Annotated in this window: 23 protein-coding genes; 14 read left to right on the plus strand and 9 right to left on the minus strand. The window is 55.4% G+C overall.

Features of this window, described 5'->3' with window-relative positions; genetic code table 11:
• Positions 1 to 20: 20 nt before the first annotated feature.
• From ACN0XZ_RS14630 to ACN0XZ_RS14640, 3 genes are all read right to left on the minus strand, one after another.
• Positions 21 to 1,298 carry an amidohydrolase family protein gene (locus ACN0XZ_RS14630; RefSeq protein WP_417458529.1) on the minus strand — a complete coding sequence of 426 codons (1,278 nt, stop codon included), beginning with the start codon at positions 1,296 to 1,298 and terminating at the stop codon, positions 21 to 23.
• A 162-nt stretch (positions 1,299 to 1,460) separates the two neighbouring features.
• Positions 1,461 to 2,003 (minus strand): hypothetical protein, encoded by a 543-nt coding sequence (locus ACN0XZ_RS14635; RefSeq protein WP_417458530.1) that lies wholly within the window; start codon positions 2,001 to 2,003, stop codon positions 1,461 to 1,463.
• Positions 2,004 to 2,016: 13 nt separating this feature from the next.
• Positions 2,017 to 3,756, minus strand: a complete 1,740-nt coding sequence (locus ACN0XZ_RS14640; protein WP_417458531.1) for an OPT family oligopeptide transporter — start codon at positions 3,754 to 3,756, stop codon at positions 2,017 to 2,019.
• Between the two features lie 154 nt (positions 3,757 to 3,910).
• On the opposite strand from ACN0XZ_RS14640, the gene ACN0XZ_RS14645 reads away from it, so the two are divergent.
• From ACN0XZ_RS14645 to ACN0XZ_RS14670, 6 genes are all read left to right on the plus strand, one after another.
• Positions 3,911 to 5,281, plus strand: coding sequence for an MATE family efflux transporter (locus tag ACN0XZ_RS14645; RefSeq protein ID WP_417458532.1), 1,371 nt, complete (start codon positions 3,911 to 3,913; stop codon positions 5,279 to 5,281).
• A 316-nt stretch (positions 5,282 to 5,597) separates the two neighbouring features.
• Positions 5,598 to 6,374, plus strand: coding sequence for a MipA/OmpV family protein (locus tag ACN0XZ_RS14650; protein WP_417458533.1), 777 nt, complete (start codon positions 5,598 to 5,600; stop codon positions 6,372 to 6,374).
• Positions 6,375 to 6,446: 72 nt separating this feature from the next.
• On the plus strand, positions 6,447 to 8,156 hold the full coding sequence (locus tag ACN0XZ_RS14655) for a serine hydrolase (RefSeq protein WP_417458534.1): 1,710 nt from the start codon (positions 6,447 to 6,449) through the stop codon (positions 8,154 to 8,156).
• Between the two features lie 183 nt (positions 8,157 to 8,339).
• Entirely contained in the window at positions 8,340 to 8,600 is a 261-nt protein-coding gene (locus ACN0XZ_RS14660) for a hypothetical protein (protein ID WP_417458535.1), read from the plus strand.
• Between the two features lie 33 nt (positions 8,601 to 8,633).
• Positions 8,634 to 9,266 (plus strand): DNA-3-methyladenine glycosylase family protein, encoded by a 633-nt coding sequence (locus ACN0XZ_RS14665; RefSeq protein WP_417458536.1) that lies wholly within the window; start codon positions 8,634 to 8,636, stop codon positions 9,264 to 9,266.
• A 36-nt stretch (positions 9,267 to 9,302) separates the two neighbouring features.
• Complete coding sequence (locus ACN0XZ_RS14670; RefSeq protein ID WP_417458537.1) at positions 9,303 to 9,743, plus strand: TIGR01244 family sulfur transferase; 441 nt, start codon at positions 9,303 to 9,305, stop codon at positions 9,741 to 9,743.
• A gap of 2 nt (positions 9,744 to 9,745) precedes the next feature.
• On the opposite strand, the gene ACN0XZ_RS14675 is transcribed toward ACN0XZ_RS14670, so the two are convergent.
• Positions 9,746 to 10,267, minus strand: a complete 522-nt coding sequence (locus ACN0XZ_RS14675) for a cupin domain-containing protein (protein WP_417458538.1) — start codon at positions 10,265 to 10,267, stop codon at positions 9,746 to 9,748.
• Positions 10,268 to 10,369: 102 nt separating this feature from the next.
• Complete coding sequence (locus ACN0XZ_RS14680; protein WP_417458539.1) at positions 10,370 to 12,445, minus strand: S9 family peptidase; 2,076 nt, start codon at positions 12,443 to 12,445, stop codon at positions 10,370 to 10,372.
• 231 nt (positions 12,446 to 12,676) lie between these two features.
• On the opposite strand from ACN0XZ_RS14680, the gene ACN0XZ_RS14685 reads away from it, so the two are divergent.
• On the plus strand, positions 12,677 to 14,467 hold the full coding sequence (locus tag ACN0XZ_RS14685) for an aminopeptidase P family protein (RefSeq protein ID WP_417458540.1): 1,791 nt from the start codon (positions 12,677 to 12,679) through the stop codon (positions 14,465 to 14,467).
• A gap of 51 nt (positions 14,468 to 14,518) precedes the next feature.
• On the opposite strand, the gene ACN0XZ_RS14690 is transcribed toward ACN0XZ_RS14685, so the two are convergent.
• The 3 genes from ACN0XZ_RS14690 to ACN0XZ_RS14700 all read right to left on the minus strand — a co-directional run bounded on the left by ACN0XZ_RS14690 (position 14,519) and on the right by ACN0XZ_RS14700 (position 16,639).
• Positions 14,519 to 14,947: an OsmC family protein gene (locus ACN0XZ_RS14690; protein WP_417458541.1), complete on the minus strand. Its 429-nt coding sequence runs from the start codon at positions 14,945 to 14,947 to the stop codon at positions 14,519 to 14,521.
• Between the two features lie 73 nt (positions 14,948 to 15,020).
• On the minus strand, positions 15,021 to 15,677 hold the full coding sequence (locus ACN0XZ_RS14695; RefSeq protein ID WP_417458542.1) for a glutathione S-transferase: 657 nt from the start codon (positions 15,675 to 15,677) through the stop codon (positions 15,021 to 15,023).
• A gap of 2 nt (positions 15,678 to 15,679) precedes the next feature.
• The gene (locus ACN0XZ_RS14700) at positions 15,680 to 16,639 is read right to left on the minus strand and encodes a rhodanese-related sulfurtransferase (protein WP_417458543.1); all 960 of its coding nucleotides are present in this window, start codon (positions 16,637 to 16,639) and stop codon (positions 15,680 to 15,682) included.
• 300 nt (positions 16,640 to 16,939) lie between these two features.
• Between ACN0XZ_RS14700 and bfr the strand changes: the two genes are divergently transcribed.
• Positions 16,940 to 17,419: a bacterioferritin gene (bfr, locus tag ACN0XZ_RS14705; protein WP_417458544.1), complete on the plus strand. Its 480-nt coding sequence runs from the start codon at positions 16,940 to 16,942 to the stop codon at positions 17,417 to 17,419.
• A gap of 103 nt (positions 17,420 to 17,522) precedes the next feature.
• Here the strand turns inward: bfr and ACN0XZ_RS14710 are convergent, their stop codons facing one another.
• Positions 17,523 to 17,714 carry a (2Fe-2S)-binding protein gene (locus ACN0XZ_RS14710; RefSeq protein ID WP_417458545.1) on the minus strand — a complete coding sequence of 64 codons (192 nt, stop codon included), beginning with the start codon at positions 17,712 to 17,714 and terminating at the stop codon, positions 17,523 to 17,525.
• Between the two features lie 233 nt (positions 17,715 to 17,947).
• Between ACN0XZ_RS14710 and ACN0XZ_RS14715 the strand changes: the two genes are divergently transcribed.
• From ACN0XZ_RS14715 to ACN0XZ_RS14740, 6 genes are all read left to right on the plus strand, one after another.
• Positions 17,948 to 18,517, plus strand: coding sequence for a PAS domain-containing protein (locus tag ACN0XZ_RS14715; RefSeq protein WP_417458546.1), 570 nt, complete (start codon positions 17,948 to 17,950; stop codon positions 18,515 to 18,517).
• Between the two features lie 206 nt (positions 18,518 to 18,723).
• Entirely contained in the window at positions 18,724 to 19,941 is a 1,218-nt protein-coding gene (locus ACN0XZ_RS14720) for a glycosyltransferase family 4 protein (RefSeq protein WP_417458547.1), read from the plus strand.
• A gap of 94 nt (positions 19,942 to 20,035) precedes the next feature.
• On the plus strand, positions 20,036 to 21,043 hold the full coding sequence (locus ACN0XZ_RS14725) for a hypothetical protein (RefSeq protein WP_417458548.1): 1,008 nt from the start codon (positions 20,036 to 20,038) through the stop codon (positions 21,041 to 21,043).
• 35 nt (positions 21,044 to 21,078) lie between these two features.
• Entirely contained in the window at positions 21,079 to 21,636 is a 558-nt protein-coding gene (locus tag ACN0XZ_RS14730) for a PAS domain-containing protein (protein WP_417458549.1), read from the plus strand.
• Between the two features lie 188 nt (positions 21,637 to 21,824).
• Complete coding sequence (gene guaD, locus ACN0XZ_RS14735; protein ID WP_417458550.1) at positions 21,825 to 23,129, plus strand: guanine deaminase; 1,305 nt, start codon at positions 21,825 to 21,827, stop codon at positions 23,127 to 23,129.
• Positions 23,130 to 23,236: 107 nt separating this feature from the next.
• Positions 23,237 to 25,054: an amidohydrolase family protein gene (locus ACN0XZ_RS14740; protein WP_417458551.1), complete on the plus strand. Its 1,818-nt coding sequence runs from the start codon at positions 23,237 to 23,239 to the stop codon at positions 25,052 to 25,054.
• Positions 25,055 to 25,075: the final 21 nt, after the last annotated feature.

Below are 25,075 nucleotides of genomic sequence, written 5' to 3' on the forward strand. Positions count from 1 at the left end.
CCTCGCCCCTCATCATATGTCTAGCGTTTGTAAACCACGCCGTTTTTCATCACAAAACTCACGTCTTCCGTCACCGTGATATCTTCAAGCGGGTTGCCTTTCACGGCCACGATGTCTGCAAGGAAACCTTCCTTGAGCGCCCCAAGGTCACGCTCCTGTTTCATCAGTGTTGCAGGGTTAATGGTGGCTGCCTGCAATGCTTGCAGCGGGGTCATGCCAAACTGCACCATGCGCGAAAACTGCTTCGCATTGTCACCGTGCGGGTATATCGCCGCATCGGAGCCAAACACCATTTTCACCCCGCCTTTAACCGCACGAGTGAAGCTCTCCCGCTGCGCTTTTGAGACCTGACGTTCTTTGTTGAGGTTTTCTTCCGGCACACCGTTTTCGGCACCGAAGGTCAGCGTGTATTCGGTGTTATAAATATCCATCGAGAAGTAGGTGCCAAACTTCTTCGCGAGCGCCACACCCTCATCATCCAGAAAGCTTACGTGCTCGACCGAGTCTACTCCCGCCACAATTGCGGCCTTGATACCGCTTGTACCATGCGCGTGCGCGGCGGCGACAAGGCCGCGCCTGTGGGTTTCTTCAACAATCGCCTTCATCTCGTCCAGCGAATACTGCTGAACGCCAACCTTGGTACCCTTGGAGAATACACCGCCCGTTGCGCAAAACTTGATGGCGTTCGCGCCATATTTGATATTCTCGCGCACCTTCTCGCGCGCGGCCCAAGGGCCATCTGCCACACCGCCAGACCGCACATGCAATTCGGGCGGCAGGAAGTTGTCATCACAATGCCCACCGGTAATACTCAGCGCATTCCCGGCCGAGAAAATGCGAGGGCCAACAATCTCGCCCGCGTTGATACCGTCCCGCACACCAATGACCGAATAACCGCTGTCCCCCAGATCACGTACGGTGGTGAAGCCCGCCATCAGCGTCCGTTTCGCATTTTTCACCGCCACCACTGTCTGGCGCGGCACAGAATAGCTCATGCTGGCAAAGAAGGGGGTCTCCGCATCTGATGAAAGATGCACATGCATGTCCATGAAGCCGGGCAGCAGGGTCATACCGTCGAGCGCGATATACTGAGCGTCTTCACCTGCGGTGAATGTACCTTGCTTTCCGATAGCGACAATGCGGTCGTCCCGCACCACTATCATGGGCTTCTCAAGCAGCTTGCCATTCGTCACATCCAGCATGGCGTCTGCTGTAATCACCGTCTCTGCAGCCTGTGCCGCCAAAGCCGCCCCGAAGGTCACCGCAGCCATGGCCGCTGAAACAAAAAACTTGCGCATAAACGCCCCCTTGCATTCGGTTATTTTAAAGATTATGTCGCCGACCCTAGGCCGATTTTTTCACTGTGTCTATTGCCGTGCGTATCAGTTTAACAGTGTGGCGCTGCAGTCAAAAAAACGGCGACCATAAAGGCCGCCGCTTTATCTTATTATGCCTGTGGCCTAGGCAGCTTGCGCTGCCACGGCTTTCGCATATTCTTCCCGAGCATGCTCGAACTGGCTCAACGATTTTTCGACATAAGCCAAAACTTCGTCGATATATCCGTCGGTGGACGCAGACCAAACCCGGTTGATATACCGCTCCCCGGCCGCGAAGCTCGACATAATATCCGCATAAGCCTGCAAGCCAAAAAGGTGCTTCATGCTTTCACGGGCATCGGCAAAGCGGGTCAGGTCATCCCTGAACAATTTGTCGATCTCAAACCGCATGTCATAGGTTGGCACCTTGTCTTTGCGGCCGTTCAGCTCCTCAAGGTTTTTGACGATGTTGGCCAGGCTTTCTTCCAGATCCTTGCGGTTTTGCGCCAAAAGGTCGCTTGAACGTGCTTCCGCAGCCTGCATCCGCTTGAGCAGTATCACGCCCACCACACCGGCGAACACCACCGGCAGGAAGGTTGTCCAGTCAACCATCAGCGGGTCAAGAGACGTCAAGAACGCACCACCAAGGAAAGAAAATACGACAAGAAGGTAAGCTAGATTTTTCATGTCCTCTACTCCCCTAGTTTGCTGATGCAATGATGTTGATGGCATAACCAACGCCCACAAGCGCCTCACCGACAATCAGGCCCGCCGCAATTGGAATGCCTTTGTTGTCAGACCAGGACTTGCCGCACTTGCGGTCGGAAATCTCGCGAAGGAGTGTCCCGATCGAGTATGTCAACACGATATTAAACGGCAGGTAGAAACCAAGACCGACGGTAATACCAAGGCCACCCTGTACCGCAGAAAGAAGCGCACCTAGCAAGGCACCAGCGATGTATTTCTCGGTGGGCACGTCGCCGCCCATAATGCCGTTCACCATGCTTGCAAGCGCCTGCCCTTGTGGTGCTGGTAGCTTGTCTGATCCAAGGCCATAAGCGTCATGCAACACGAAGATCAGCAGAATGATCACAATCGGGCCAAGCCATGCACCAGCGAACTGACCAAGCTGCTGCATGCGCGGTGTAGCGCCCACCAGATAACCGGTTTTCATGTCAAGCATCAGGTCGGTTGCCTGGCTCATGGCGACACAGGTCGCAGCCCCCACAGTGATGGCCGCCACAATGGCTGGCATGGCGTCCATACCGCCAAAGCTCTGTGTAATCACAATCAGTAGCGTAACAGCCACCAGTGTCATACCGGAGAGCGGTGACCAGTTCGTCCGCCCAATCGCTTCAGAAAGAATGATGCCTGCCATCCATATCCAAAGTGTGCCAAGTGCTGCCATCATCAGGCCCCGCACGATGCCCACTTCCTCTGCAGAGGTAATGGCCATAACCGCAAGAAGGACAGCCGCGCCGCCAACACCAAAATACAATAGCTTGATAGGCATCTCGTCCCGGCTCATGGCGCTTTCCACCTTGGCGGAAGACTGCATGGAACTGACCGCCGAACGGATAAGCGGCAGCGCGAACATCACACCGATCACCGCGCCACCGATCAGCATACCAATACCCACAGGACGGAACAGCAGTGTACGCAACTGACCAGGGTTGTTGATGATGGAGCCGTCCACCACCGGGAAAAGGTCTGTAGCGCTAAGCATAGGCGCAAGCACAAAATAGCAGACATAACCACCGATGATGAAAGCAACGCCGCCCCGGCCTGCGATATACCCAACACCGATGGTCATCAGAGACAGATACCATGTGCCGTTCATATAATCTGGCAAACCAAGCTGCGCAAAAAGCGGCCAGTTTTCAACACCGGAATATAGGCTCGCGAAATGCAAACCACCCGATATCACCATGGCGATAAGAAGCATCTTGGCTTTCTCGATCCCGGCGCCGGGTGACTTGAGGATGGTGGCTACCGCCACACCGCCCGGATAGGTCAGCCGCTCAAAATCGATCATCTGTTTCCGGAGTGGAATGATGAAAGCAATGCCCAGGAAGGCCCCTGCAATCGCGCCAAAGGTCAGCACATAGGGGTTAAATTCCATCCCGTACCCAAGGATGAAAATGGCAGGCACGGAGAACATCATACCCGAAGAAGCACCGTTCACAGCACTTGCCACCGTTTGGGTGACGTTGTTTTCAACGATTGAGCGCCTGCGCAAAATGCCGCGCAAAATACCGAAGCCCAGAATGGCTGCAAGCTCCGACCCTTCAATAGAGAACCCAAGCTTTAGCGCGGCAAACCCGATGGACATCGCAATAACGACACCAAGGATATAACCAACGATAATAGCGTGAGAGGAAAGCTCAGGATAAGCACCATGTGTAATGGGCCCCTGGCTAGTATTATTTTCTTGTGTCACCGACACCTCCCCCGAGGTTTTGGATTGTTTTTTCTTTTTAAGCTCAAGCCTGTGCAAATGCTTGCCACATGCTGGAAACAGGCCTAGCAGTATCATATTGCCAACAAACAGGCGACCGAAACAATAACGCAAGAGCAATAAAGGCAGCGAGCCGATGACTGACACCGCAGATCAGATCAGCCTCACGTGGCTGCGTGAACGCCTGAAGCGCCATTTCAGCGAACTGGCGCGGCTCGCCCTGCCTGCGGTTGCCATGCGGATCGGCATTATGGGCCTTGGCATGGTCGATACGGCCATGGTGGGCCACTATGCCACCGAACATCTGGCGTGGCTTAACCTTGCCAACCAGTCTGTGATCATGTTCGCGCTGGTAGTTGGCCTTGGCCTTCTTGGCGGCATCACCGTTTATGTGGCCAATGCTATCGGGGAAGACAACAACCGTGAGGCGGGGCGTGTGTGGCGGCGCAACCTGCCGTTCACGGCCGCAGTCGGCGCTGTCATTCTTGCTGCTATCTGGCCTGCGGAATATTGGCTGACCCTCCTCGGGCAAACCACCGAGAAAGCACACGAGAGCGGCCAGTTGATTCGCATCCTCGCGCTTGGTGTACCGGGGCACCTGCTTTTTGTGTGTTCCACCATGTTCCTTGAGGGTATCAAGCGCGCAGATGTTGGCTTCTACCTGATGATGGGCGCCAATGTGCTCAATGTCATCTTCAATTATTTTCTGATTTTCGGCCATGGTGGCTTCCCTGAGATGGGGGCGGCAGGTTCGGCCTGGGCTTCCACCATCATTCGTTGGTGCCTCGCCATCGGTGCGTTTCTTTATGTGTGGTATTCACCCAGCGTGCGCGGCTATGGCACCCGCAAACCCCATGGCCAAAAATGGAGCGAATGGTCCGCCCAGCGGCAGATGGGATATGCGAGCGCAGTCTCACTAGCGGCTGAGGTTCTCGCCTTCTCTGCCCTTGCGGTTTTCGCAGGCTGGCTTGGTACCGTGCCGCTTGCGGCCCACGGTGTGGTCTATCAGGTGCTTGGCGTACCGCTGATGATCTCTATCGGGATTGGGGTGGCCTCAAGCGTGCGCGTCGGCATTGCCTTCTCCCGCAAGGATCAGGCTGATACCGCGCTTGCGGGTCTCGCGGGCGTGCTGCTTAATTTTCTGATTGTCGGCATTCTGGCCGCGGGCATCTATATGTTCACGGCCGATCTTCTGGCCATTTTCACCAAGGACGAACGCATCATCATCCTGCTGCTGCCGTTCGCGCTGACCTATACCCTCGGCATGGTGTTTGACGCATCACAAATGGTGATGACCATGGTGCTTCGCGGCTATAAGGAAACCTGGTGGCCTACGGTTTTGCAGGGCATATCCTTCGCATTTGTGATGCTTCCGGCCTGTTATATTCTGGCGTTCCCTGTCGGGCACGGCCTGCAGGGGCTGATGGAAGGCATGCTGATCGGGGTGGTGGTTTCATGGGTGCTGCAGATGGGCCGCTTTTACCGGTTGGCCCGGCGGGTGCCCTAACCAAGCCCCTAAAACCTAAAAAATATTCAGCCGCTGAGATTTTCACTTCCCATCGCAAGGCTGAACGTTATCCTTATACCTAACACAACCAACACGAAAAATTTTCGGACAATTTGGCGCCATATTTTCACCTTTTTGTACCGGATGATAATGTAGACACGACAGCGGATATGCGATCTTGGTTTTGCGCAAAGCCGCAGGAACTTGGGGACCTGTGTTGCGGATAGGACATTTATATAAACGAGCTTCAGGTGCGGTCGCACTTGCAACTTTAACCTTCACTTTATCGGAAAGTGCAGCGGCGGAAGGTTTTGACTTGGCCGACCGGTTCAATAACGCACTAAGCGCGGTGCAGGAGGGGATCGACCTTCTCTGGCCCGGTGATCTGGACTCGGAAGAAGTAAACGCGCGCATCGGTGTGGGCATGGGCTGGATGCCGGACTATGACGGCTCCAACAACTATCGTTTCCGCATCATGCCGCTGATTGACGTGCGCTATAAAGAGGTATGGCGCCTGAACGGCAGCCAGTTCACCTATTCCGCCTATAAAAAGGGCAATTTTGAAGCTGGGCCACTCCTGAACCTGCATTTCGGGCGGCAGGAAAGCGCGAACAAAGCGCTTGAAGGCATGGGGGATATCTCAACCACGCTTGATGTGGGTGTGTTCGCGCGTTACTCAAATAACCAGATGCTTATCAGCAGTGATATCCGGCAAGCCCTAGGTGCCGGGCAAGGTACACAGATCCGTCTGACCGCAGGCCACGGTATTTATCAGAACGGTAATTTTGCTATGGGCGCAGGCATTCGCGGCAAATGGCTGTCTAAAAAAGCCATGCAAACCAACTTTGGTGTGACCGAAGAGCAGGCGGCAAATTCAACCTCCGGCCTTCAGGCGTTTGAAGCAAATGGCGGTGTGTCTGAACTGTCTATCAACGTGATTGGGGCACTCCGTATCAATGACCGCGCCCGCATTCTTGGCCTTGTCTCGCTCGGTCGCATGCTCGGCAGCGCCGCCGACAGCCCGCTTTCCGGTGGGCGATACGGCTCGGCTACCCAGTTCGTAAGCGGCACAGCCCTACAGTTTAAATTCTAAGCCAGCATAAGGGCTTATCCGCTATAGCGGGTGAACCTGATTTCGTGCTTTAATCCGCGTGAGGATAAAACCATGCGGGATTACGTTCAGGTGCAGATACTGCGCGCAGCCATTTTTGTTCTAATATTGCTCTCGTCCATGCCAGCGTGGGCACAATCTGTTGTGCTGCGCGCGGATGATGTGTTGCCAACCCTTAAAGGCGCAGCACCAGACGCCTTCTACGTGAACGGCAGCGCTATCCACGGCCTCGATGATGACACCGCCACTTCAGGATTTCAGAATCACGACGCTGGGCGGCTTGTGCTCACCCTCACCGCTCTGCGCCTGATAGACCAAGGCAAGCTCACGCTCGACGCGCCTGTGGCCCAGGTCCTGCCTGAGCATATTGAGAAAAACCCTTTTCAGGTCGCGCTCACGCTCAGGCACCTGCTCACGGAAACGGGGGGCTTTGCTGTTCCGTCCACAGGTTTTAACATGCCCACGCACCTAAACACCTCGCTAATTGAGTTGCGCGCACCAGGGCAAGTGAGCGCGCCGGACCCCATTGGTCTGCGCCTGCTTGAGGCCCTGATCATCAAGGCATCGGGGTTAAGCCTTCAGGATGTGCTTGAGCGTGAGTTTTTCATTCCCCTTGGCATCAGCGCCACACATTCCGCCACACCCGTCACAAAACCCGTCACACTTTCACCCAGAATTTTGGCGCGTATGGCGGTGTTGCTGCTGCGAAACGAACAATCGGACGGCAGCGCCTACCTCAGCCGTCAGAGCTATGAGATGCTCACGCAAGGGGTGTTGTGGCTTTTCCATCCGCTCGGTCCGGAACGAAGTGCTGCCGGATATCTGCGGGAACGAGCCGGTCGTTCCTGGGTAGAAATAAATCCGGGCTTTATTGTTTTCCCGCGTGAAGGGGTAGCGTTTATTGCACCAAGCGTGATGGCTGGCGGCCCTGTCGCAAGTTTCAGGCAAACCGTCTGGCGCATCGCACAGCAAAACTTCCCGCCTCACAGCATACCAGATGGCCGCATGAATGCCGCACGGGCGCTTACACTACCCACCGACATTGCCGGGCGCTATACTCGCGCAGACAGGCCCTCCGCCTGGCTTCATACCCGCCTCGAAAACATGCAGAAAAACTGGATCAGGGTCAGCGAGCTTGAGGGTGGCAAACTGCGCGTCATGCTCAACAGTCCCGTGCCTGAAGCCGCTGGTGCCGCGCCCGCTCAGGGCAGTGTGACCTTCCATCCCGTTGCGCCCTATCACTATAGAAGCGATAGCGGTGAACGTCTGACCTTCAGCCCTGTACGCGCCGGGGGCTATCTCTATCTCGATGGTGTGCTGTATCGCTACACCGGATTGATGGGCAATATCCCGTTCCTTATGTCCTTGTTGCCGTGGGTGTTTGCGGCCCTCGCGAGCGCGGTTTTTCACCTCCGCAGCAAGCTTGGCAAACCCTGGCGGCGCATGGCCCTGTTTTCCCTCACTGGTGGTGCGCTCATCGGCGGTGCGCTCTATGCTGAATGGGCCCTCTGGCCTGTTGCCATGTATGAATGGGATATCCCGGTGTTGGTCACTCTCTGGCGCACAGCTCTCAACATCGGCCTGATGCTGGTATTGAGCCTGCCTCTCCTTGCCATCGCATTTGTACGTCGTGGTCCTATGCCCGAGAAAGGTTGGGCGCTGATCCTCGCGGGGCCACACCTCGCGCTTATATCCATTGCGGCGATGACCCTCTTTCTGATCACCGTTGCCACCGGGCTCGCCGGTACCTTCACAGCGCTCTGAGAATTCCGTCATCCACTATACGAGAGGGGTTGATTTCCCAATCTCTCCACATTACGGTCGCGCCCATGACAAGTTTTGGTGCGCATAAGCGAATGTGGTGTCGAATGATCAGCCCGGCTTCCAAGGAAAGCCGGGACGTTTTCGTTCGATCCATCACCCATACGCTTACAGGAGCTGCGCGCCATGACCGCGCCATTAGAAATTGCAAATCGCTTTGACGTACTTGTTAGCCTCACGCCCGACGCGGTAGAGGCTGTTCTCGCTCACTTCCAAAACATCCCGCTTGATACCGCATCTGTTAAAACCACGCGCCATAGTGATGGCACGCTGGCGGTAAAGGTTATTGTGCAACGCTTGGCGGAGCATAAAGCCCGTGCTATCCAAGATGCCTTGAAGAAGAATGACCGGGTTTTTGACGCCCGGCTGGAACATTTCTGGGCATAAAAAAGCCCGGACACGACACCGGGGGCTTGGGCGATGGAAAACTTCTTATTGGATGCAACGGGCATTGAAACCCGCCTGCGGGACCTTGCAGCGAAAGATGCGCATATCAATGCCGCCATCAATCTTGTGGGCATTCCGCCGGAGCGTATGGGTGAGCAAGGTTTCCATACCTTCATGCGCGTGATCGTGGGCCAACAGCTTTCCGTGAAAGCAGCCGCCACCATCCGTGACAGGGTTGAGAAACTCGCGGGCGAAGGCGCAGGGCCTACCGAGTATGCAAAACTTTCAGACGAAGATTTGCGCGGTGCGGGCCTGTCGCGGCAAAAAATATCCTACGCACGCTCGCTCTGTGAAACGGTGGAAGCAGGTACGCTTGATATTGCCGCCCTGCCGCACATGAGCAACGAAGACGCGATCGCTGCCATCACGGCCGTTAAGGGCCTTGGGGTTTGGAGCGCGCATATGTATCTCATGTTCTCGCTCGGGCGGGATGATATCTGGCCAGTTGGCGACCTGGCTGTGCGTGTGGGCGTGGGCCGCATCATTGGGCTCGAGGACAGGCCAACAGAAAAAGAATGCGAAATCATCGGCGAACGCTGGCGACCATACCGCAGTGTTGTGGCCCTGCTGGCTTGGCACTATTATTCCAACGCACCAGCGATATAATGGCGCGACGCCAACAACGGGACGGGAGAAACAGACATGAGCGAGTTTAGAAAAGTAACGGACACCGTGTCTGTCGCGCCGCAAATTACCGCTGACGATATTGAGGCCGCAGCAAGTGCCGGCGTAAAGCTTATCATCAATAACCGCCCTGACGGGGAAGAAGCTGGCCAGCCGAGCAATGAAGAGCTGGCCAAAGTTGCCGCAGACAAAGGCATTGCCTGGGCGGCCATCCCGGTCACCTCAGGGCAGTTGACCTTTGAGGCCATTGAAAGCATGTCGTTTGCGCTTCGCGATGCGGAAGGGCCTGTGCTTGCCTATTGCCGCTCAGGCACCCGGTCCTGCACGCTGTGGGCTTTGGCCGAAGCTTTTACCGCCAGCCGCGAGGTTGGCGATATCCTCAATCTTGGCGCTGGTGCGGGCTATGACCTTTCGGGCATGGCCCCCACGCTTGAGCATCTCTACAATAGCCGCGCCTAGGCTTAGCCGTCCTTGAGGGTGGCTCTTACCTGTGCGCCGTCTTCACCATCCCAATAGGTGACCTTGTTTTTCGCGTCATCAGAGATGAGGAAACGGCTGTCCGGGTTTTCCATATCATAGGAGATACGCACACCGGTTTTGTCGCTATCGGGATAGCCAACTACCTCCGGCACCTTTTTGGTTGAGATAGCGAGATACACCAGCGGCTCATCGCCCGTGTTGACCATCTGATGCGCATGCTCAGGCCCGCCCGGTTGGCTGAAGATATAATCGCCAGGCTCTATCGACCACACATCATTGCCAATGCGCACCTTGCCGTGCCCGCTTAACACATAAAAATGCTCTTCATTGGCATAGTGATGGTGAATGGGGAACGCGGCCTTGCCCGGCTCTACGGTTGTGATATTGGCGCCGATATCCTGCGCCCCTACCGCAAAAGCCAGTTCTTCCATCGTTGCTTCAAAATCGTCGCCGTGCTTCGAGACGATCTGCTTTGCATCCCGCCTGTTTATGATTGGTTTCATGATGCCTCATCCTTGTGCTTCATATTTTGTTTCGCACTCGTAATGAATACTAAAGCGATATATTCGAACCCCATTCTCATAAATAACCAACCTGTTGATTGGTTATTTTTCCTTATCCGCCAAGCCAAAAGCCATCAGCACGAACACATATTCTTCCGCCACTTCCACAAAGCGCTCAAACCTGCCGGACTTGCCGCCGTGCCCCGCCCCCATATTGATCTTCATCATCAGAAGATTGTCATCGGTTTTGGTTGCGCGCAGTTTGGCTGTCCATTTCGCCGGTTCCCAATAGGTTACACGCGGATCGTTTAGTCCACCTGTCACCAACATGGGCGGATAGGCCTTGGCTTGCATATTGGTATAAGGGCAATAGGATGCAATGGTCTCATAGGCCGCTTTATCCTCAATAGGGTTGCCCCACTCCGGCCATTCGATCGGCGTGAGCGGCAGGTCGGCATCGAGCATGGTGTTAAGCACATCAACAAACGGTACGTGCATCACCACCGCGCTAAACAGCTCCGGCGCCTGATTGACAACCGCGCCCATAAGTTCGCCGCCCGCGCTGCCACCCGAGATGGAAATACCGCCGGGCGCCGCGTAACCGCTGCTCGTGAGGTGCCGCGCCACATCAACAAAGTCATTGAATGTATTGGTGCGGTGCTCCAGCTTGCCCGCCTCATACCAACCGTAGCCTAGCTCATCCCCGCCGCGGATATGGGCAATGGCATAGGCAAACCCCCGGTCGAGCAAGCTCAGCCGCGCAGATGAGAAAGAGGGGCTCATGCCAAGGCCGTAAGCGCCGTATCCATAGAGATGAAGCGGTGCGCCAGCATCCTTCTTCCAGCCTTTGTGGTACACGATGCTTACAGGCACCTCCACGCCGTCCCGCACCTTGACCATCACGCGTTCCGACCGGTACTCCGACTTGTCGTAGCCGCTCGGGATTTCCTGCTCCTTCCGGGTGATCAACTGGCCTGAGGCAAGGTCATAATCAAACACCGTTGGCGGTGTGACGAGGCTGGAATAGGAAAGCCGGATCTGGTCCTGCTCAAACTCAGCATTATTGCCGAGGCCAACCTCATAAACTGGCTCGGGGAACGCCACATATTCATCTGTACCATCAGTTTTCAGAAGGCGTATCTGGTCAAGCCCGTCACGGCTTTCTTCAATCGCGAGCAAGCCCTTGAACGCGCGAATGCCGGTCAGATAGTGCCTGTCATCCCCGCGCAGCATCACCTGCCAGTCTTCTTCGCCCTTCGCGTTCACTGGTGCCCGGTAAACGCAAAAGTTCTTATGCTCCCGGTTGGACCTTAAATATAAGCCTTCATCACCGTGATCGACCGCATAATCATGCCCCTGGCGCCGTGGGCTTAAAAGGAAGGGCGACGTGTTCGGGTTTTTAAGCGGTATGATGCGGTTTTCTGCTGTCACGTGGTCTGCTGTGCGGATGACCAGATACGCGCGGCTGCTGGTCCGGCTCAGGTGCACAAAAAAGCTGGTGTCCGATTCTTCATAAACCGTTCTGTCGTCCGCATCACCTAGGGTGTGAAAACACACACGGTACGGCCGCCACTCTTTTGACACCAACACATAGAAAAAGCCGGAGCCATCCGCCGCCCAGACAATCTCGCCTGACGTCTCGGATATCTCGTCACCTAGGTTTTCACCGGTCTCAAGGTTGCGCACCTGTACGGTAAAGCGCTCTGAACCGTTTTTATCTGCGCTATAGGCTAGATATCGCCCACAAGGGCTCACGCTCAAGCCGCCTAACCGGTAAAACTCCAGCCCCTCAGCCTCACTAACCTCATCAAGAAGTACGTCCCATGCTTCAGCGCCCAATTTGCGGCGGTGCCATGTGCGATACTCCGCCCCCTTGGCGAATGCCCAGCGGTACTCATAGGCACCGTCTTTCCACGGCACGCTTTCGTCATCTTCTTTCTGGCGGCCTTTTATCTCTTCAAAAACCTTGTCAATAAGCGGCTTCCGCTCACTCATTACGGTTTCGAAATATTTATTTTCCTCACCCAGATAGCCGAGAATTTCCTCATCCTTCACCTCCGGGTAGCCCGGGTCCTTGAGCCAGAAATACGGGTCATCAAACTCGTACCCGTGATGGCTGGCGTGATAGGGCTTTTGCGCGGCTTTTGGGGCGGCAAGGGCAACTGGGGCTTTTAACATGAGGGCGTGTCCATATTTCCAACGAAGATATTAGCTCTAGGCATAGGCCGGGCCTCTGTAAAGGGCCAGTTGAAACGCTACGGGCAAAATGGCGCACTGCAGCAGAAGCACCCCTTGCCAAACCCGCTGTGGCCTGCCATCTAGGCGGCAGAACCCGCGCATAACCACATTTTTGTGATGCCCTTTGAGGCCAGAATAAAGCGCGAGAGCCAATAGTTAGGAGAATGAACCGTGACCGAGCATGCCAATCGCCTTGAAGCCCTGAGAGCCGAGCTTAAGGCCCGCAGCCTTGATGGTTTTGTGCTGCCGCTGACGGATGAGCACATGAGCGAATATGTTGGCGCCTATGCGGGCCGCCTCGCTTATATCACCGGTTTCACCGGCTCGGCCGGTAATGGTGTTGTGCTTCTTGATAAAGCCGCTGTGTTCATTGATGGCCGTTATACAATCCAAGCCGCCGCAGAGCTGGACCCAGCGCTTTTTGAGCATCACCTGTTTGAAAAATACCCGCTTCTCAAGTGGACAGCAGACAATGTGCCGGAAGGTGGCCGCGTGGGTTATGACCCGGAACTGACCACTGTTGCGTGGGAGAAAGCAGCACGGGCCGCTTTTGAAACCAAAAACATTGAGCTTGTGGCGCTTGATAGCAACCCAGTTGATGCCGTGTGGCATGACCAGCCAAGCGAACCCATGGCACCAGCCCTTGCCCACACCACGGAGCATGCAGGGCGGGATGCAGCGGACAAACGGGCTGAGGTCGCCGCCGCGCTTAAGGAAAAACGCGCGGAAGCCGCGGTGATCACAATGCTCGACAGTGTGGCGTGGGCCTTCAATATTCGCGGCACAGACGTGATGAACACACCTGTAACCCATGCTTTTGCGCTGATGCACGCCGATGAAACCGCAACGCTTTTCATCAACGAAAACAAGGTATCAAGCGAGTTGAAGCAACACCTTGGCAACAGTGTACGTGTCGAGCCGCGCACTGCCTTTTACGACACACTGGCAAGCCTTGGCGCAGAAGGTAAACGCGTGCTTGTGGACCCGACCACCAACAACGCCAAGGTTTTCAAAACGCTTGAAGACGCCGGCGCAAAGCTGGTTGAAGGTCAGGACCCGTGTATCTTGCCAAAAGCACGTAAGAACAAGACCGAGCAACAAGGCAGCCGTGACGCTCACATCCGCGACGGGGCGGCGGTCAGCGAATTTTTGCACTGGCTTTCGGTTGAAGCACCAAAGGGCAGCGTTGATGAACTGAAGGCCGTTGATGCGCTGTGGAACTTCCGCGAAAAACGCGGGGGCCTCAAGGACAAGAGCTTTGACACCATCTCGGGTGCCGGGCCAAACGGCGCCATCGTGCACTACAGGGTTTCAGAGAAAACCAACCGCCCGCTCAAGATGAATGAAATCTTCCTTGTGGATAGCGGCGGGCAATATCTGGACGGCACCACAGACATCACCCGCACAGTGATTGTGGGCACACCCACAGACGAGATGAAAGACCGCTTCACCCGCGTGCTCAAAGGCCATATCGCCATCGCCACCGCCCGTTTCCCTGAAGGCACGGCTGGCATGGCGCTAGATGCTATGGCTCGCCGTCCGCTGTGGGACATTGGCTGCGACTATGACCATGGCACCGGCCACGGTGTTGGCTCCTTCCTCGCAGTTCACGAAGGGCCGCAGCGTATCGCCAAACACGGCACGGCTGTACCGCTTGAAGAGGGCATGATCCTCTCCAATGAGCCGGGATACTACCGTGAAGGCGCTTACGGCATCCGCATTGAAAACCTGATTGTTGTGCAGAAGGTGCAGGAGAAAACCGAGCGGCCGATTTTCGAGTTTGAAAACCTCACTTGGGTGCCGATCGACCGCAACCTTGTGGACGTGAACCTGCTGGACAGCCGCGAACTTAAGTGGCTGAACGACTATCACGCCCGGGTGTTTGAGCTGATTGGCCCGCTGGTGGATGACAGCACCCGTGAGTGGCTACAGGTGCAAACGGCACCGCTGATGGCAGCCTAGAAAAACGTCTTAAGCCGCCGCGCTGAAGCGGCGGCTTCTCAGTATCGGGCGTTACTCCGCGGCGATAATCTCAAAATCTGCTGTGATGTCTGCAAGCGCACCAAGCTGTACGGAAGCCGAGCAGTATTTTTCTTTGGATAGTTTGATCGCGCGCTCAACATGCTTTGGGTCAACGTCCACGCCTGTCACCACAAAATGCATGTGGATTTTGGTAAAGTAACGGGGATGCTCTTCCGCGCGTTCGCTGGTTAGCTCAACCCAGCAATCAGTCACCTTCTGCCGCGCCTTCTGGAGGATCATCATCACATCGATGGACGAGCAACCACCGGCCCCCAAAAGAAGCATCTCCATTGGGCGGATACCGTGGTCACGACCACCGCTGTCGGCGCCTGCATCCATCACAACAGCATGGCCAGACGGGCTTTCCCCAATGAAGGTCATGTCGCCAGCCCATTTAACCCGTGCAGTTTTTGCTGCCATTTGATTGCTCCTAAAAAAAGATGTTTCCCGCTTTTAGCCGGGCTCGCGCACCCGCGCAACTCTCGGTGGCGAGTTAAGTCGCAGGAAAAACAGGTTCCTCGTCACCCTCATGCCACTGGGGATATTTGCGCATCACAGCCTTGAAACGCTCACTCGTCTTAAAACCGTCAAGCCAGGTTTGAACATGCGGGTATGGCGCGCCTTGCCACCAATCTTTGGCAGCGCCTGCAAACTGGCGAACAAACGGCAGGATGGCATAATCTGCGAGGCTCGCCCGCGCCCCAAACAGCCACGGGTTTTCACTGAGCTTTGCTTCCAAGAGATGCAGGAATTTTTCGGCCCCGGCCCGGTGCTCCTCAGGGTCTGCATCCTCATAACGCGTGGCGTATTTGAAGCGGTCCAGATGATGCTTGAAGTCACCGTCGTTGAGCGCGATCAGGTCACGCATGTCAGCCATCGTGCCCGCACCGGGTTTCAACCATTCCTCAGGGTCGTTTCGCCCGAGCGCCCACAGCATGACATCGAGGCTTTCGTCAATCACGCCGCCACCTGGCTCTATAATCACCGGCACCGTGCCCTTGGGCGACGCCTCCAGCATCGACGTGGGCTTGTCCCGCAGCACCACTTCCCGAAGCTTTACCGAGACCCCGGCAGACGCGAGCGCAAGCCGCGCCCGCATGGCATAGGGGCAGCGGCGAAAGCTATAGAGAATGGGAAGCGCCTCGGTCATGGCTACCCGGCGTCCTCCGTACCGGTCGCGGCGTCATCGCCAGCGCGCGGCTTGGTGATGCCAATGTGTTTTTCACCGCGCTTTTTCGCAAGCATGATTTGCTTCTGCCGCTCGGCAAACCGTTCTTTCTGCTCAGGGGTGGTTTCCTCATGGCAATAAGGGCAGCTCACACCTTCCACAAATTCAGGCAGTGTTTTCTCTTCTTCCGAGATGGGCCGGCGGCAGGCGCGGCACATGTCATAGTCGCCCGGTTCAAGCCCGTGGCGCACAGACACACGCTCGTCAAACACAAAACAGTCACCCTCCCAAAGGCTTTCTTCCTCGGGCACTTCCTCAAGATACTTCAGGATGCCGCCCTCAAGGTGATACACCTCGTCGTAGCCCTGTTCTTTCATGAAAGCCGTGGATTTTTCGCACCGAATACCGCCGGTGCAGAACATGGCGACCTTGGGCTTTTTAAGCGTATCCTTGTTTTCGGCCGCCCACGCCGGGAACTCGCGGAAGGATTTTGTTTTAGGGTCCAGCGCGCCCTTGAAGGTACCGATAGCGACCTCATAGTCGTTGCGCGTATCAACCACCACCGTGTCCGGGTCCGAGATCAGGGCGTTCCAGTCCTGAGGTTTCACGTAAGTACCAACAATCTTGTTGGGGTCGATACCGTCAACACCCATGGTGACGATCTCTTTCTTGAGGCGCACCTTGGCGCGCAGGAAAGGTTCCTCGTCCGCCCAGCTTTCCTTATGGATGAGATCAGAGAACTCAGGACGCCCGCGCAGGTAAGCGAGCACATTGCGCACCCCGGCCTCAGGGCCCGCAATAGTACCGTTGATGCCTTCAGCCGCCAGAAGGAGCGTGCCTTTAACATCATTGGACGTACAGATTTCAGTGAGAGGCGCCTGCAAAGACGCGTATTCAGGCAACCTCACAAATTTGTAGAGGGCCGCAACAAGATAGCTCGACATATATGTTCCATTTCAGCTGTTCGGCTCGCAAAGCCGGATCCAAAATCGATGCGCCTTATACAGGCGTTAGCGTCAGATGTAAAACGTGCGCACAGTAGCCCTCACGGCACACCGAGACCGACCTCCCCTTTCACGCGCTAAAAGCGAGTGATTTTCACTCTCATACGCAACTAAAGAATCGGAAAAAGTCGTGCAATTAATATGGATTAGCAACTATAGAAAGAGTTTGGCGCATGCCGCTATGGTTGTTATAGTAAAGCCCAATTCAGATACCCCCCAGTGCATGCAAGGAGGCTCGTCATGAAAGGCGACAAAAAGGTTATTCAACACCTTAATGTGATTCTCAAAAACGAGCTCACGGCCATCAATCAATATTTCCTTCACTCCCGCATGCTCAAGGACTGGGGCATGAAAAAGATCGCGGATAAGGAATATGAGGAATCCATCGACGAGATGAAACACGCCGATAGCCTTATTGAGCGTATCCTCTTCCTTGAAGGCCTGCCCAACCTGCAGGACCTCGGCAAATTGATGATTGGCGAGGATGTGAAAGAAATTCTTGAGTGCGACCTCAAGATGGAACACACCGCTCACGTAGACCTCAAGGAAGCCATCGCCTACTGCGAAGATGTGCGGGACTATGTTTCACGTGAACTTCTGGAAGATATTCTCGAGTCTGAAGAAGAACATATCGATTGGCTGGAAACCCAGCTTGGGCTGATTGGCAAGATGGGCATGGAAAATTATGTTCAGCTGCAAACGCCTGCTGCAGAAGACTAGACCCGCTCCATTTAGGCGCAGAGGTGATAATCACAAAAAAGCCACTGATTTCTCAGTGGCTTTTCTTTTCCCCAATCACACACCTGAGACGGTGTAGCAATCTCTATTCCGCCGCCAGCACCCGCCGGTTTGGCAGTTCTTCCTCCACGAGGCTGGTTGCGCAGTCACGACAAGCGCCGCAGCAAAACCCGTTACCCAGTGACATATAGGCTTCGTCCGCGCTGTTTACCCCGCCCTCGCGCACAGCGCTGCGGATTTCACGGTCAGTATAGCCATTACACAAACATACATACATGAGGCGGCTCACATCTCTCTGCGATTGCGAACAATTCGCAGTAGCAATAGCTAAATTCTGGAAGATGGTCAACAAAAACCGCACGAACGTAGGCTTTTTGAGTGTTTTTCAAAACACGAACCGGATAAGTTATTGTAACAACTTGCACTCTGTTGCTGCATCGGGATACCCAAACTGCTAGGATTTATCGTCAGCACGACCCTTGAAGGCCAATCTATCACTAACGGACCGGCATGATTCTGAACCGCCACCATCTATCGATCAATGACCGGGGAGAGCTTGACCTGCCCCCCGCCATTCAGCCCATGTGGCAGTATTGGCAAGCTTTAAGAGACGCCGATCAATCGATCATTCCGGCAAAAGCCGCTATCAGCATTCAGGGCCTCAAGGGCATCCTGCCCGGCATTGTGATCAGCGAGCGGATTGATGAAAAAACCATCACCATCCGCCTCGCGGGTTCAAGGGTCGAGGATTCTGTAGGGCAAAGCCTTGCTGGCGTTAACCTGATAGACCTGAGCCCTGCAAACCAGCATGAAGGCATACAGGCCATCTATGCCGCTGTATTCGCAAAACCCTGCGGGTTTCATATCACGGAGGAGCTGCGCCTGAGAGGGGGACGAAAAGCTCACCTCTATGCCCTTGTGCTGCCTCTTTGGGACGAGGACGGCAACGCACGTTTCACCATCGGGCACTATGTCTTCACCGGCGCCGGGTATGACGATGGTCAAAGCCGCGCTGCGATCGAACATCGCCAGATCGATGTTTTTGGATATATCGATCTGGGTTTTGGCCTGCCGGACTGATTTTTCATAGAACTAAGGTTTAGTGCCGCATTTTTGCCATGTCCGCATGGTGTGATGTGTGCTTGTGGCCAGCTTATTTTGCAATGTTCATCAAAGTTTCAAAAAGCGTTGCGAGGAGTGGTCTTAAGGTTTTTTAGCCGTCCCCGTTCGGCACAAATTTATGTTAGACTATCGGCAGCCGTGTGTACCTGCCCCTATTTTGGGAAATGCATATGCCCTTTGATACTCACAACCTGCGTCCGAAGCGTATCGCGCTTTTCTCCGGCAACTATAATTATGTGATGGACGGCCCCGTCAGGGCGCTGAACAAGCTCGTTGAGTATCTTGAGAAGCAAGGCATTGAAGTGTTGGTGTTTGCGCCCACAGCCAAGGAAGCCGCGTTCAGGCATAAGGGCACACTGGTATCTGTGCCGTCTGTCTGCCTTCCGGGGCGCCGCAGCGAATACCGCCTTGCGCTAGGTATGCCGCGCCGCGTCAAACGCCAGCTGGAGGCATTTGAGCCCGATCTCATCCATCTGGCAGCGCCAGACATTCTGGGCTGGCGCGCGCTATCGTGGGCCAAAAAGCACGGTGTGCCCACTGTCGCGTCCTTCCATACGCGCTTCGATACCTACCCACGCTATTATCATATGGCGTGGCTTGAGAAATATGTCACAGCGCTTATGCGCAAGTTCTATCACCGGTGTGAACAGGTTTATGTGCCGTCTGAATGCATGAGGACCATCCTCAAGGATCAGGACATGGCAAAAGACCTGCGTATCTGGAGCCGGGGCGTGGACGCCCAGCAATTTTCGCCAAAGCGCCGGGACATGGACTGGCGGCGCAGCCTTGGCATCGCGGATGACGAGATTGTTATTTCGTTTGTGGGCCGGTTGGTGCTTGAGAAGGGCCTTGGTGTCTTCGCGGACACGCTTGACGCCCTCAAGCGGCGCGGTGTGCCTTATAAAGCGTTGATTGTTGGTGCCGGACCAGAGCGGGACCGTTTTGCAGAACAATTGCCCGAAGCCATCTTTACGGGATACCTGCAGGGCGATGACCTCGCTCGCGCGTACGCCAGCAGCGATATCTTCTTTAACGCAAGCATCACTGAAACGTTTGGCAATGTAACGCTGGAGGCTATGGCGTCTGGCGTGCCCGCCGTGTGCGCGGATGCGAGCGGCAGCCGCTCACTCGTCACGTCAGGGGAGACCGGGTTTCTGGTAGAGCCGGGCAATATTGAAGCCTTTGCTGACAAACTTTCCCTGCTGATTGAAGATCGGCCGCTGCATCAGGCGATGGCAAACGCCAGCTATGAAACCAGCAAGGACATCACCTGGGACGCAGTGCTTGGGCGCCTTCTGGAACAATATGGCGAAGCCATCAGCAAGTGCCCGACGCGGCCATGGAAACAATCAACCCGGCCGGATTTCTCCGCCGCAGAATAACCAAAACCGCCGCATATTTGACAGAGGCGGGACGATCCTTCATAAGCCCGCGGCGGCAAGCCCCATTTGGGACTAAAACAATAAAGGTAGCTCTTTGCAGGCCATTAAAAATCTACTCTCGACCGAGACCTTTGAACGCGTTCAAGCCAACCGCCCGTTGATGCTTGTGCTGAAGGCCTTGCAGGTGCTGGTGATGGCCGGTGTGGTGCTCTTTCTCATCAGCAAGCTCACGGTTATCGGCTGGCATGAGGTATGGGACGCGCTGCCGACCACGCCGTGGTTCTATATTATCTTCATCATCATGTTCTTCACCTTTCCGCTGGCGGAACTGTTGGTGTACCGCATCATGTGGAAGGTGGATTTCAAAGGCCAGTTTGGCGTGTTCGTGCGCAAACGGGTTTATAATTATGCGGTGCTGAGCTATTCGGGCGAAGCCTATATGGCTTTCTGGGCGCGCAGGCGCCTTGATATTCGCGACCGGGTGATCTTCTCGACCATCAAGGACAGCAATATCCTCTCCGGCCTTGCTTCCAACAGCTTCACAGCGCTTTTGCTGGCGGTGTTTTTCCTCACCGGACAGTTGAGCATCATCACCGATGCAGATCCGGACTATAAAAGCTATCTGATCCTCGCCGCGCTTGTGGGGCTGATCCTCGTGCCGGTGGTATTGCGCTTTCGCAAACATATCATCTCGCTTGCGCCAGACGTGGCGAAGAAGGTTTTCCTCATTCACCTTACCCGGCTTGTGCTGCTGCTTCTCCTGCAGACCCTGCAGTGGAGTGTGGTGTTGCCCGATGTGCCCTTTAACATGTGGCTTCTGTTCCTCACTGCCCAGTTGGTGCTTACCCGCGTGCCGTTCCTGCCAAACACAGACCTTCTTGTAGCAGGGCTTGGGCTCACGCTGATGGGGTATGTGGACGCACCGCAGGCAACGCTTGCCAGCATGTTTGTGGCTGCGGGCGCGCTGTCCCAGGCCATGAACTTTGCGGCGTTCCTTGCCACGTCGGTTCGGCTCTACGCCCCGCGCCAAAGACCAATTGCCGCACAGGACGCCGATAGTGAAACGCCGGATGAAGGCACCGCTGCCGCCAAATCGCTGTAACCATAGCGCCGCGTTTACCTTTCCTTGAACCTCGCGTGGTAGTGTCTGACCAGGATTTTCGGATTCAGGTACACGCATTGTTTAGCAACAACAGCACCAGCCCTATCTCTCACGCTGAGTTTGGTGAGTTTACCCAGCTTCAAGGCGACGCTGCGCGCGGGCGCAATCGCGTCACAGACTATTTTTATGACTATTGGCTCGCGAAACATGAAGGTGACCGACTTCCCTGCCGGGCTGACATTCGCCCAAGCGACCTTTCCCGATACCTTGACCATGTGGTGATTATGGATGTGGCCGCAGAGACGCGCTTTCGCCTCACCGTCAGGCTTATCGGCACCCATGTTGCCAACTTTTATGGTGAGATCACCGGCAAAGACATCCGGGAGATGACCAACCAGCAAGCCGCCGAACGCATCTATCTGGTCTCACAGCGTGTGGTGAATGAGCGTTTGCCCATCCTGACCATCACCCCCGCCTTCGCCCGCGACCGTCAGTATCTGGAAGCCTACGCGCTTTACCTACCGCTCTATAACCCGGCAAGAGAGGTGGAAAAAATCCTCGTTGCTGTGGATATCCGCTCCCTATATCGCTAGTCTATGGTGGCGCGTTAGGGGCTTGGCAAACGCCGCCAAGCTGGATAAGCTGACCGTATGGTCAAGATTGAGATATAGGGCAATCAACAGGCCTTTCAGCAACTGGAAATAAAGAGCAGGTTCAAAACAACGGTGTGCAAATGCACACCTGAACGGTTGAGCCCTGCGTGAAGGTGGGAAGAGTTAGCGTGTCGGTGAAAGCGTATCTGGGGTCAATTTTTTACCTGACAGACGACCCGGCGGTTATCAAAGCGCCTGACTGTTACTGCTATTGGCCGGACGGCATGCTGGTGTGCGAAGACGGCATGATCACAGCCGTTGGCCCGCGCGATGAGGTCGAGAAGACCCTGCCGGAGGCAGCAGAGATTATCGACCACAGCGGCAGCCTGATCATCCCGGGTTTCATCGATACCCATATCCACTTCCCCCAGCTTGATATGATCGCATCTTTTGGTGAACAGCTTCTCGACTGGCTGGAGCGCTATACCTTCCCCGAAGAGGCCAAGTTTAAAGACCCAGCCCACGCAAAAGAGTGCGCTGACTTTTTCCTGGATGAGCTTTTGCGTAACGGCACCACCACGGCGCTTGTTTATGGCACTGTGCATAAACAGTCTGTTGATGCCCTCTTTGAAGAGGCGCTGGCGCGCAACATGCGGCTGATCACCGGCAAGGCGCTGATGGACCGGAACGTGCCTGAAGCTGTACGCGACACAACGGCGGAGAGCAGCGACCGAGACAACAGGGAACTGATCGAGCGCTGGCACGGCAAAGGCCGCCTTGGGTACGCCATTACCCCCCGGTTTGCCCCGGCCTGCTCTGACGAGCAGCTAACGCTGGCGGGCAAGCTTTTGCGCGAGCACCCCGAGGTGTTGATGCACACCCATCTCTCGGAAAATGTGTCCGAGATCGACTGGGTGAAAGACCTTTACCCCACAGCAAAAGACTATCTGGATGTGTATGACCGTTTTGGCCTCCTGACCAACCAAAGCGTTTTTGCCCACTGCGTGCATCTGGAGGGGCAAGAGTTTCAGCGCATGGCAGAACGGGGCGCGGCCATAAGTTACTGTCCGACCTCCAACCTTTTCCTCGGCTCTGGCCTTTTCAACATGAAAGAAGCAGAGAAATACGGCGTGGACGTTGGTCTGGGCACGGATGTGGGCGCGGGCACCAGCTTCTCACTCCTGCAAACCATGAATGAGGCCTATAAGGTCTGCCATCTGCGCGGCCATAAGCTGGACGCGTTTAAATCCTTCTATCTCGCCACACTGGGCGGCGCCAAAGCGCTCAACTTGACGGACAAGGTCGGCAGTTTGGAAGTCGGCAAGGAAGCCGATTTCCTTGTGCTGGATATGCACGCCACACCGCTTCTCAGCCGCCGCCTAAAGCACGCAAACACGGTCGAGGAGACGCTTTTTGTGCTCTCCATGCTTGGGGATGACCGCACCATCAGCCACACCTATGTGGCGGGTGTGTGCCAGCACCGGAAATCCTGATCGAAGGCTGCCAACCACCCGAAAGAATCCCCTTTTCAACGTAAGGCTTTATTCATAAGCTGTTTTCAACTTTTTGTTTAGAGTTCACGTCGCATAGGGGGAAGCGAATGTACTCTGATACCATCTCACGTCGGCACCTGCTGAAACTTACCGCCGCCCTTCTGGGCACCACGGCCCTTGCTGGTTGTTTTGGGCGGGGCCTCAAGATCCCACCGGGCACCTATGACCCACAACCCGATACGCCACTCAGGATCGACACCCACGCACATATCTTCAACGCGGAAGACCTGCCTATCAGGGGTGTAGTAGGCTTCCTGACCCAAACCCATCTGCCACTTGGCGAACTGGGCGGGGTGATTGGTCGCTCGCTTGCCTTCCTGCTTGAAGTGATTGTGCAGGCGGTCGCTCCCGGCTTTAAAAAAGAGAATGAAGAACTTGATGCTATCCTTGATGGGCAAAAAACCTATCAAGCCCCTCCTCAGCTCAAAGACAAAGACATGATCAGGATCATTCAGAATGGGTTGGAAAACGGGGGCGACCCCAAGAAAGACCTGGCCAAGTTTCGCGAGCATGTCGCCATCACCTTTGAGAAAAAACGAAGAGGCGCTTCCTTCACCACATCGCTTACCTTGAGCGCGGCAGAAGAAGCTGATTTTGGCCGATGGCAAACTGAGCTGGGCCAAGATGTGCTTGAGGAAGCGTACCGGCAATCAGATAAAGTCGACAACCGCACGGGTGATGAAAAGTTTGTACCCACCACCCTCGCGCTCTATGCCCTCGCCATTTTCATTTTCTATCTCTTTGCGCCCGAGGTGCTGCGGGCGACCATCAGTTCCCACATCGGCAATGCGCACCGCCTGATGCGCATTTTTGGGGAGGCGCGAAACGGCGTACCCGCCATAGACCTTTTTGTCACCGCTGAGGTGGACATGGACATATGGGTGCACCAAAGCCATCGCGGCAGCAAAAACACCCAAATTGAGACCCAGACACTGATGGAGAAGATAGCGCTGGCAACCGACGGCCGTATGTTGCCCTTTGCCTCCTTCGACCCACTTCGGGAAGTAGTCACGCGTGAGAAAAACTTGGCCCAAGCTGGCAATGGTGCGGCGCCTGAGGTTACCCCGCTTGAGCTCGCCAAACGTGCGGTGCTGGAGCGCGGCTTTGTCGGCATCAAACTATATCCCGCCATGGGCTTTAAACCCTATTTCAATGCTGAATTTGATGCGGACGAGCACGCCCACTGGCCCAAGGCTGGGCGGAAAATAATCGGCCTGGGTGCAAAGCTGGATGCGGCGCTCTTTGAGCTCTATCGCTTCTGTCTTGATCATGACGTGCCGGTCATGTGCCACGCCAATACATCCATGTATTCCCACCGGGACTATAAAACACGGGGCCAGCCCAAAAACTGGCAGGCGCTCTTTGAGGCTAAAATCGCAGGGCTGGAAGATATCAAAAACCTGCGGCTCAACCTCGGCCATCTGGCGCGCATTGATATCACTGCGCCCTATGAAGGTAGCTGGGTTGAGCAGGCTGCAACTGCCATCGCACCAGACAATCGCGTGTTTGCGGACTTCGCCAACTATGACGGGGTGCATAAGGCGGCGGGCCAGCAACGATTGCAGGAAAACCTCAGGAAGCTGCATGCACAAAACCCCGGCATCGGTAGCCGGGTGATGTTCGGCACTGACTGGTGGATGCTCGCGAGCGATAAAAAGGTGCTGGACTATGTGGATGACATCCGCCGCACGGTCTCGAGCACCGACGGCATCGTCAGCGAGAAACGCTTCCTAGGTGGCAATGCGGTCGATTTTCTGGGCCTCAGGCCCGGCGACAGGCCATTTGAGCGGCTGAAAAACTATTACGCCAACAACCCATATAAGGTTATTGAGCCCAAATGGCTCACGCGCGCCGCCTGGACCTGATATGGGCTCAAAAAAGTTTCT

It is taken from the genome of Kordiimonas sp., assembly GCF_048264555.1.
GTDB lineage: Bacteria > Pseudomonadota > Alphaproteobacteria > Sphingomonadales > Kordiimonadaceae > Kordiimonas.

Bases quoted from the DNA above. Each gene is read 5' to 3' on its own strand.
- ACN0XZ_RS14630 (WP_417458529.1), bottom strand. From the start codon at position 1,298: ATGCGCAAGTTTTTTGTTTCAGCGGCCATGGCTGCGGTGACCTTCGGG.
- ACN0XZ_RS14635 (WP_417458530.1), bottom strand. From the start codon at position 2,003: ATGAAAAATCTAGCTTACCTTCTTGTCGTATTTTCTTTCCTTGGTGGT.
- ACN0XZ_RS14645 (WP_417458532.1), top strand. From the start codon at position 3,911: ATGACTGACACCGCAGATCAGATCAGCCTCACGTGGCTGCGTGAACGC.
- ACN0XZ_RS14655 (WP_417458534.1), top strand. From the start codon at position 6,447: ATGCGGGATTACGTTCAGGTGCAGATACTGCGCGCAGCCATTTTTGTT.
- ACN0XZ_RS14660 (WP_417458535.1), top strand. From the start codon at position 8,340: ATGACCGCGCCATTAGAAATTGCAAATCGCTTTGACGTACTTGTTAGC.
- ACN0XZ_RS14665 (WP_417458536.1), top strand. From the start codon at position 8,634: ATGGAAAACTTCTTATTGGATGCAACGGGCATTGAAACCCGCCTGCGG.
- ACN0XZ_RS14670 (WP_417458537.1), top strand. From the start codon at position 9,303: ATGAGCGAGTTTAGAAAAGTAACGGACACCGTGTCTGTCGCGCCGCAA.
- ACN0XZ_RS14675 (WP_417458538.1), bottom strand. From the start codon at position 10,267: ATGAAACCAATCATAAACAGGCGGGATGCAAAGCAGATCGTCTCGAAG.
- ACN0XZ_RS14680 (WP_417458539.1), bottom strand. From the start codon at position 12,445: ATGTTAAAAGCCCCAGTTGCCCTTGCCGCCCCAAAAGCCGCGCAAAAG.
- ACN0XZ_RS14690 (WP_417458541.1), bottom strand. From the start codon at position 14,947: ATGGCAGCAAAAACTGCACGGGTTAAATGGGCTGGCGACATGACCTTC.
- ACN0XZ_RS14695 (WP_417458542.1), bottom strand. From the start codon at position 15,677: ATGACCGAGGCGCTTCCCATTCTCTATAGCTTTCGCCGCTGCCCCTAT.
- ACN0XZ_RS14700 (WP_417458543.1), bottom strand. From the start codon at position 16,639: ATGTCGAGCTATCTTGTTGCGGCCCTCTACAAATTTGTGAGGTTGCCT.
- bfr (WP_417458544.1), top strand. From the start codon at position 16,940: ATGAAAGGCGACAAAAAGGTTATTCAACACCTTAATGTGATTCTCAAA.
- ACN0XZ_RS14710 (WP_417458545.1), bottom strand. From the start codon at position 17,714: ATGTATGTATGTTTGTGTAATGGCTATACTGACCGTGAAATCCGCAGC.
- ACN0XZ_RS14715 (WP_417458546.1), top strand. From the start codon at position 17,948: ATGATTCTGAACCGCCACCATCTATCGATCAATGACCGGGGAGAGCTT.
- ACN0XZ_RS14720 (WP_417458547.1), top strand. From the start codon at position 18,724: ATGCATATGCCCTTTGATACTCACAACCTGCGTCCGAAGCGTATCGCG.
- ACN0XZ_RS14740 (WP_417458551.1), top strand. From the start codon at position 23,237: ATGTACTCTGATACCATCTCACGTCGGCACCTGCTGAAACTTACCGCC.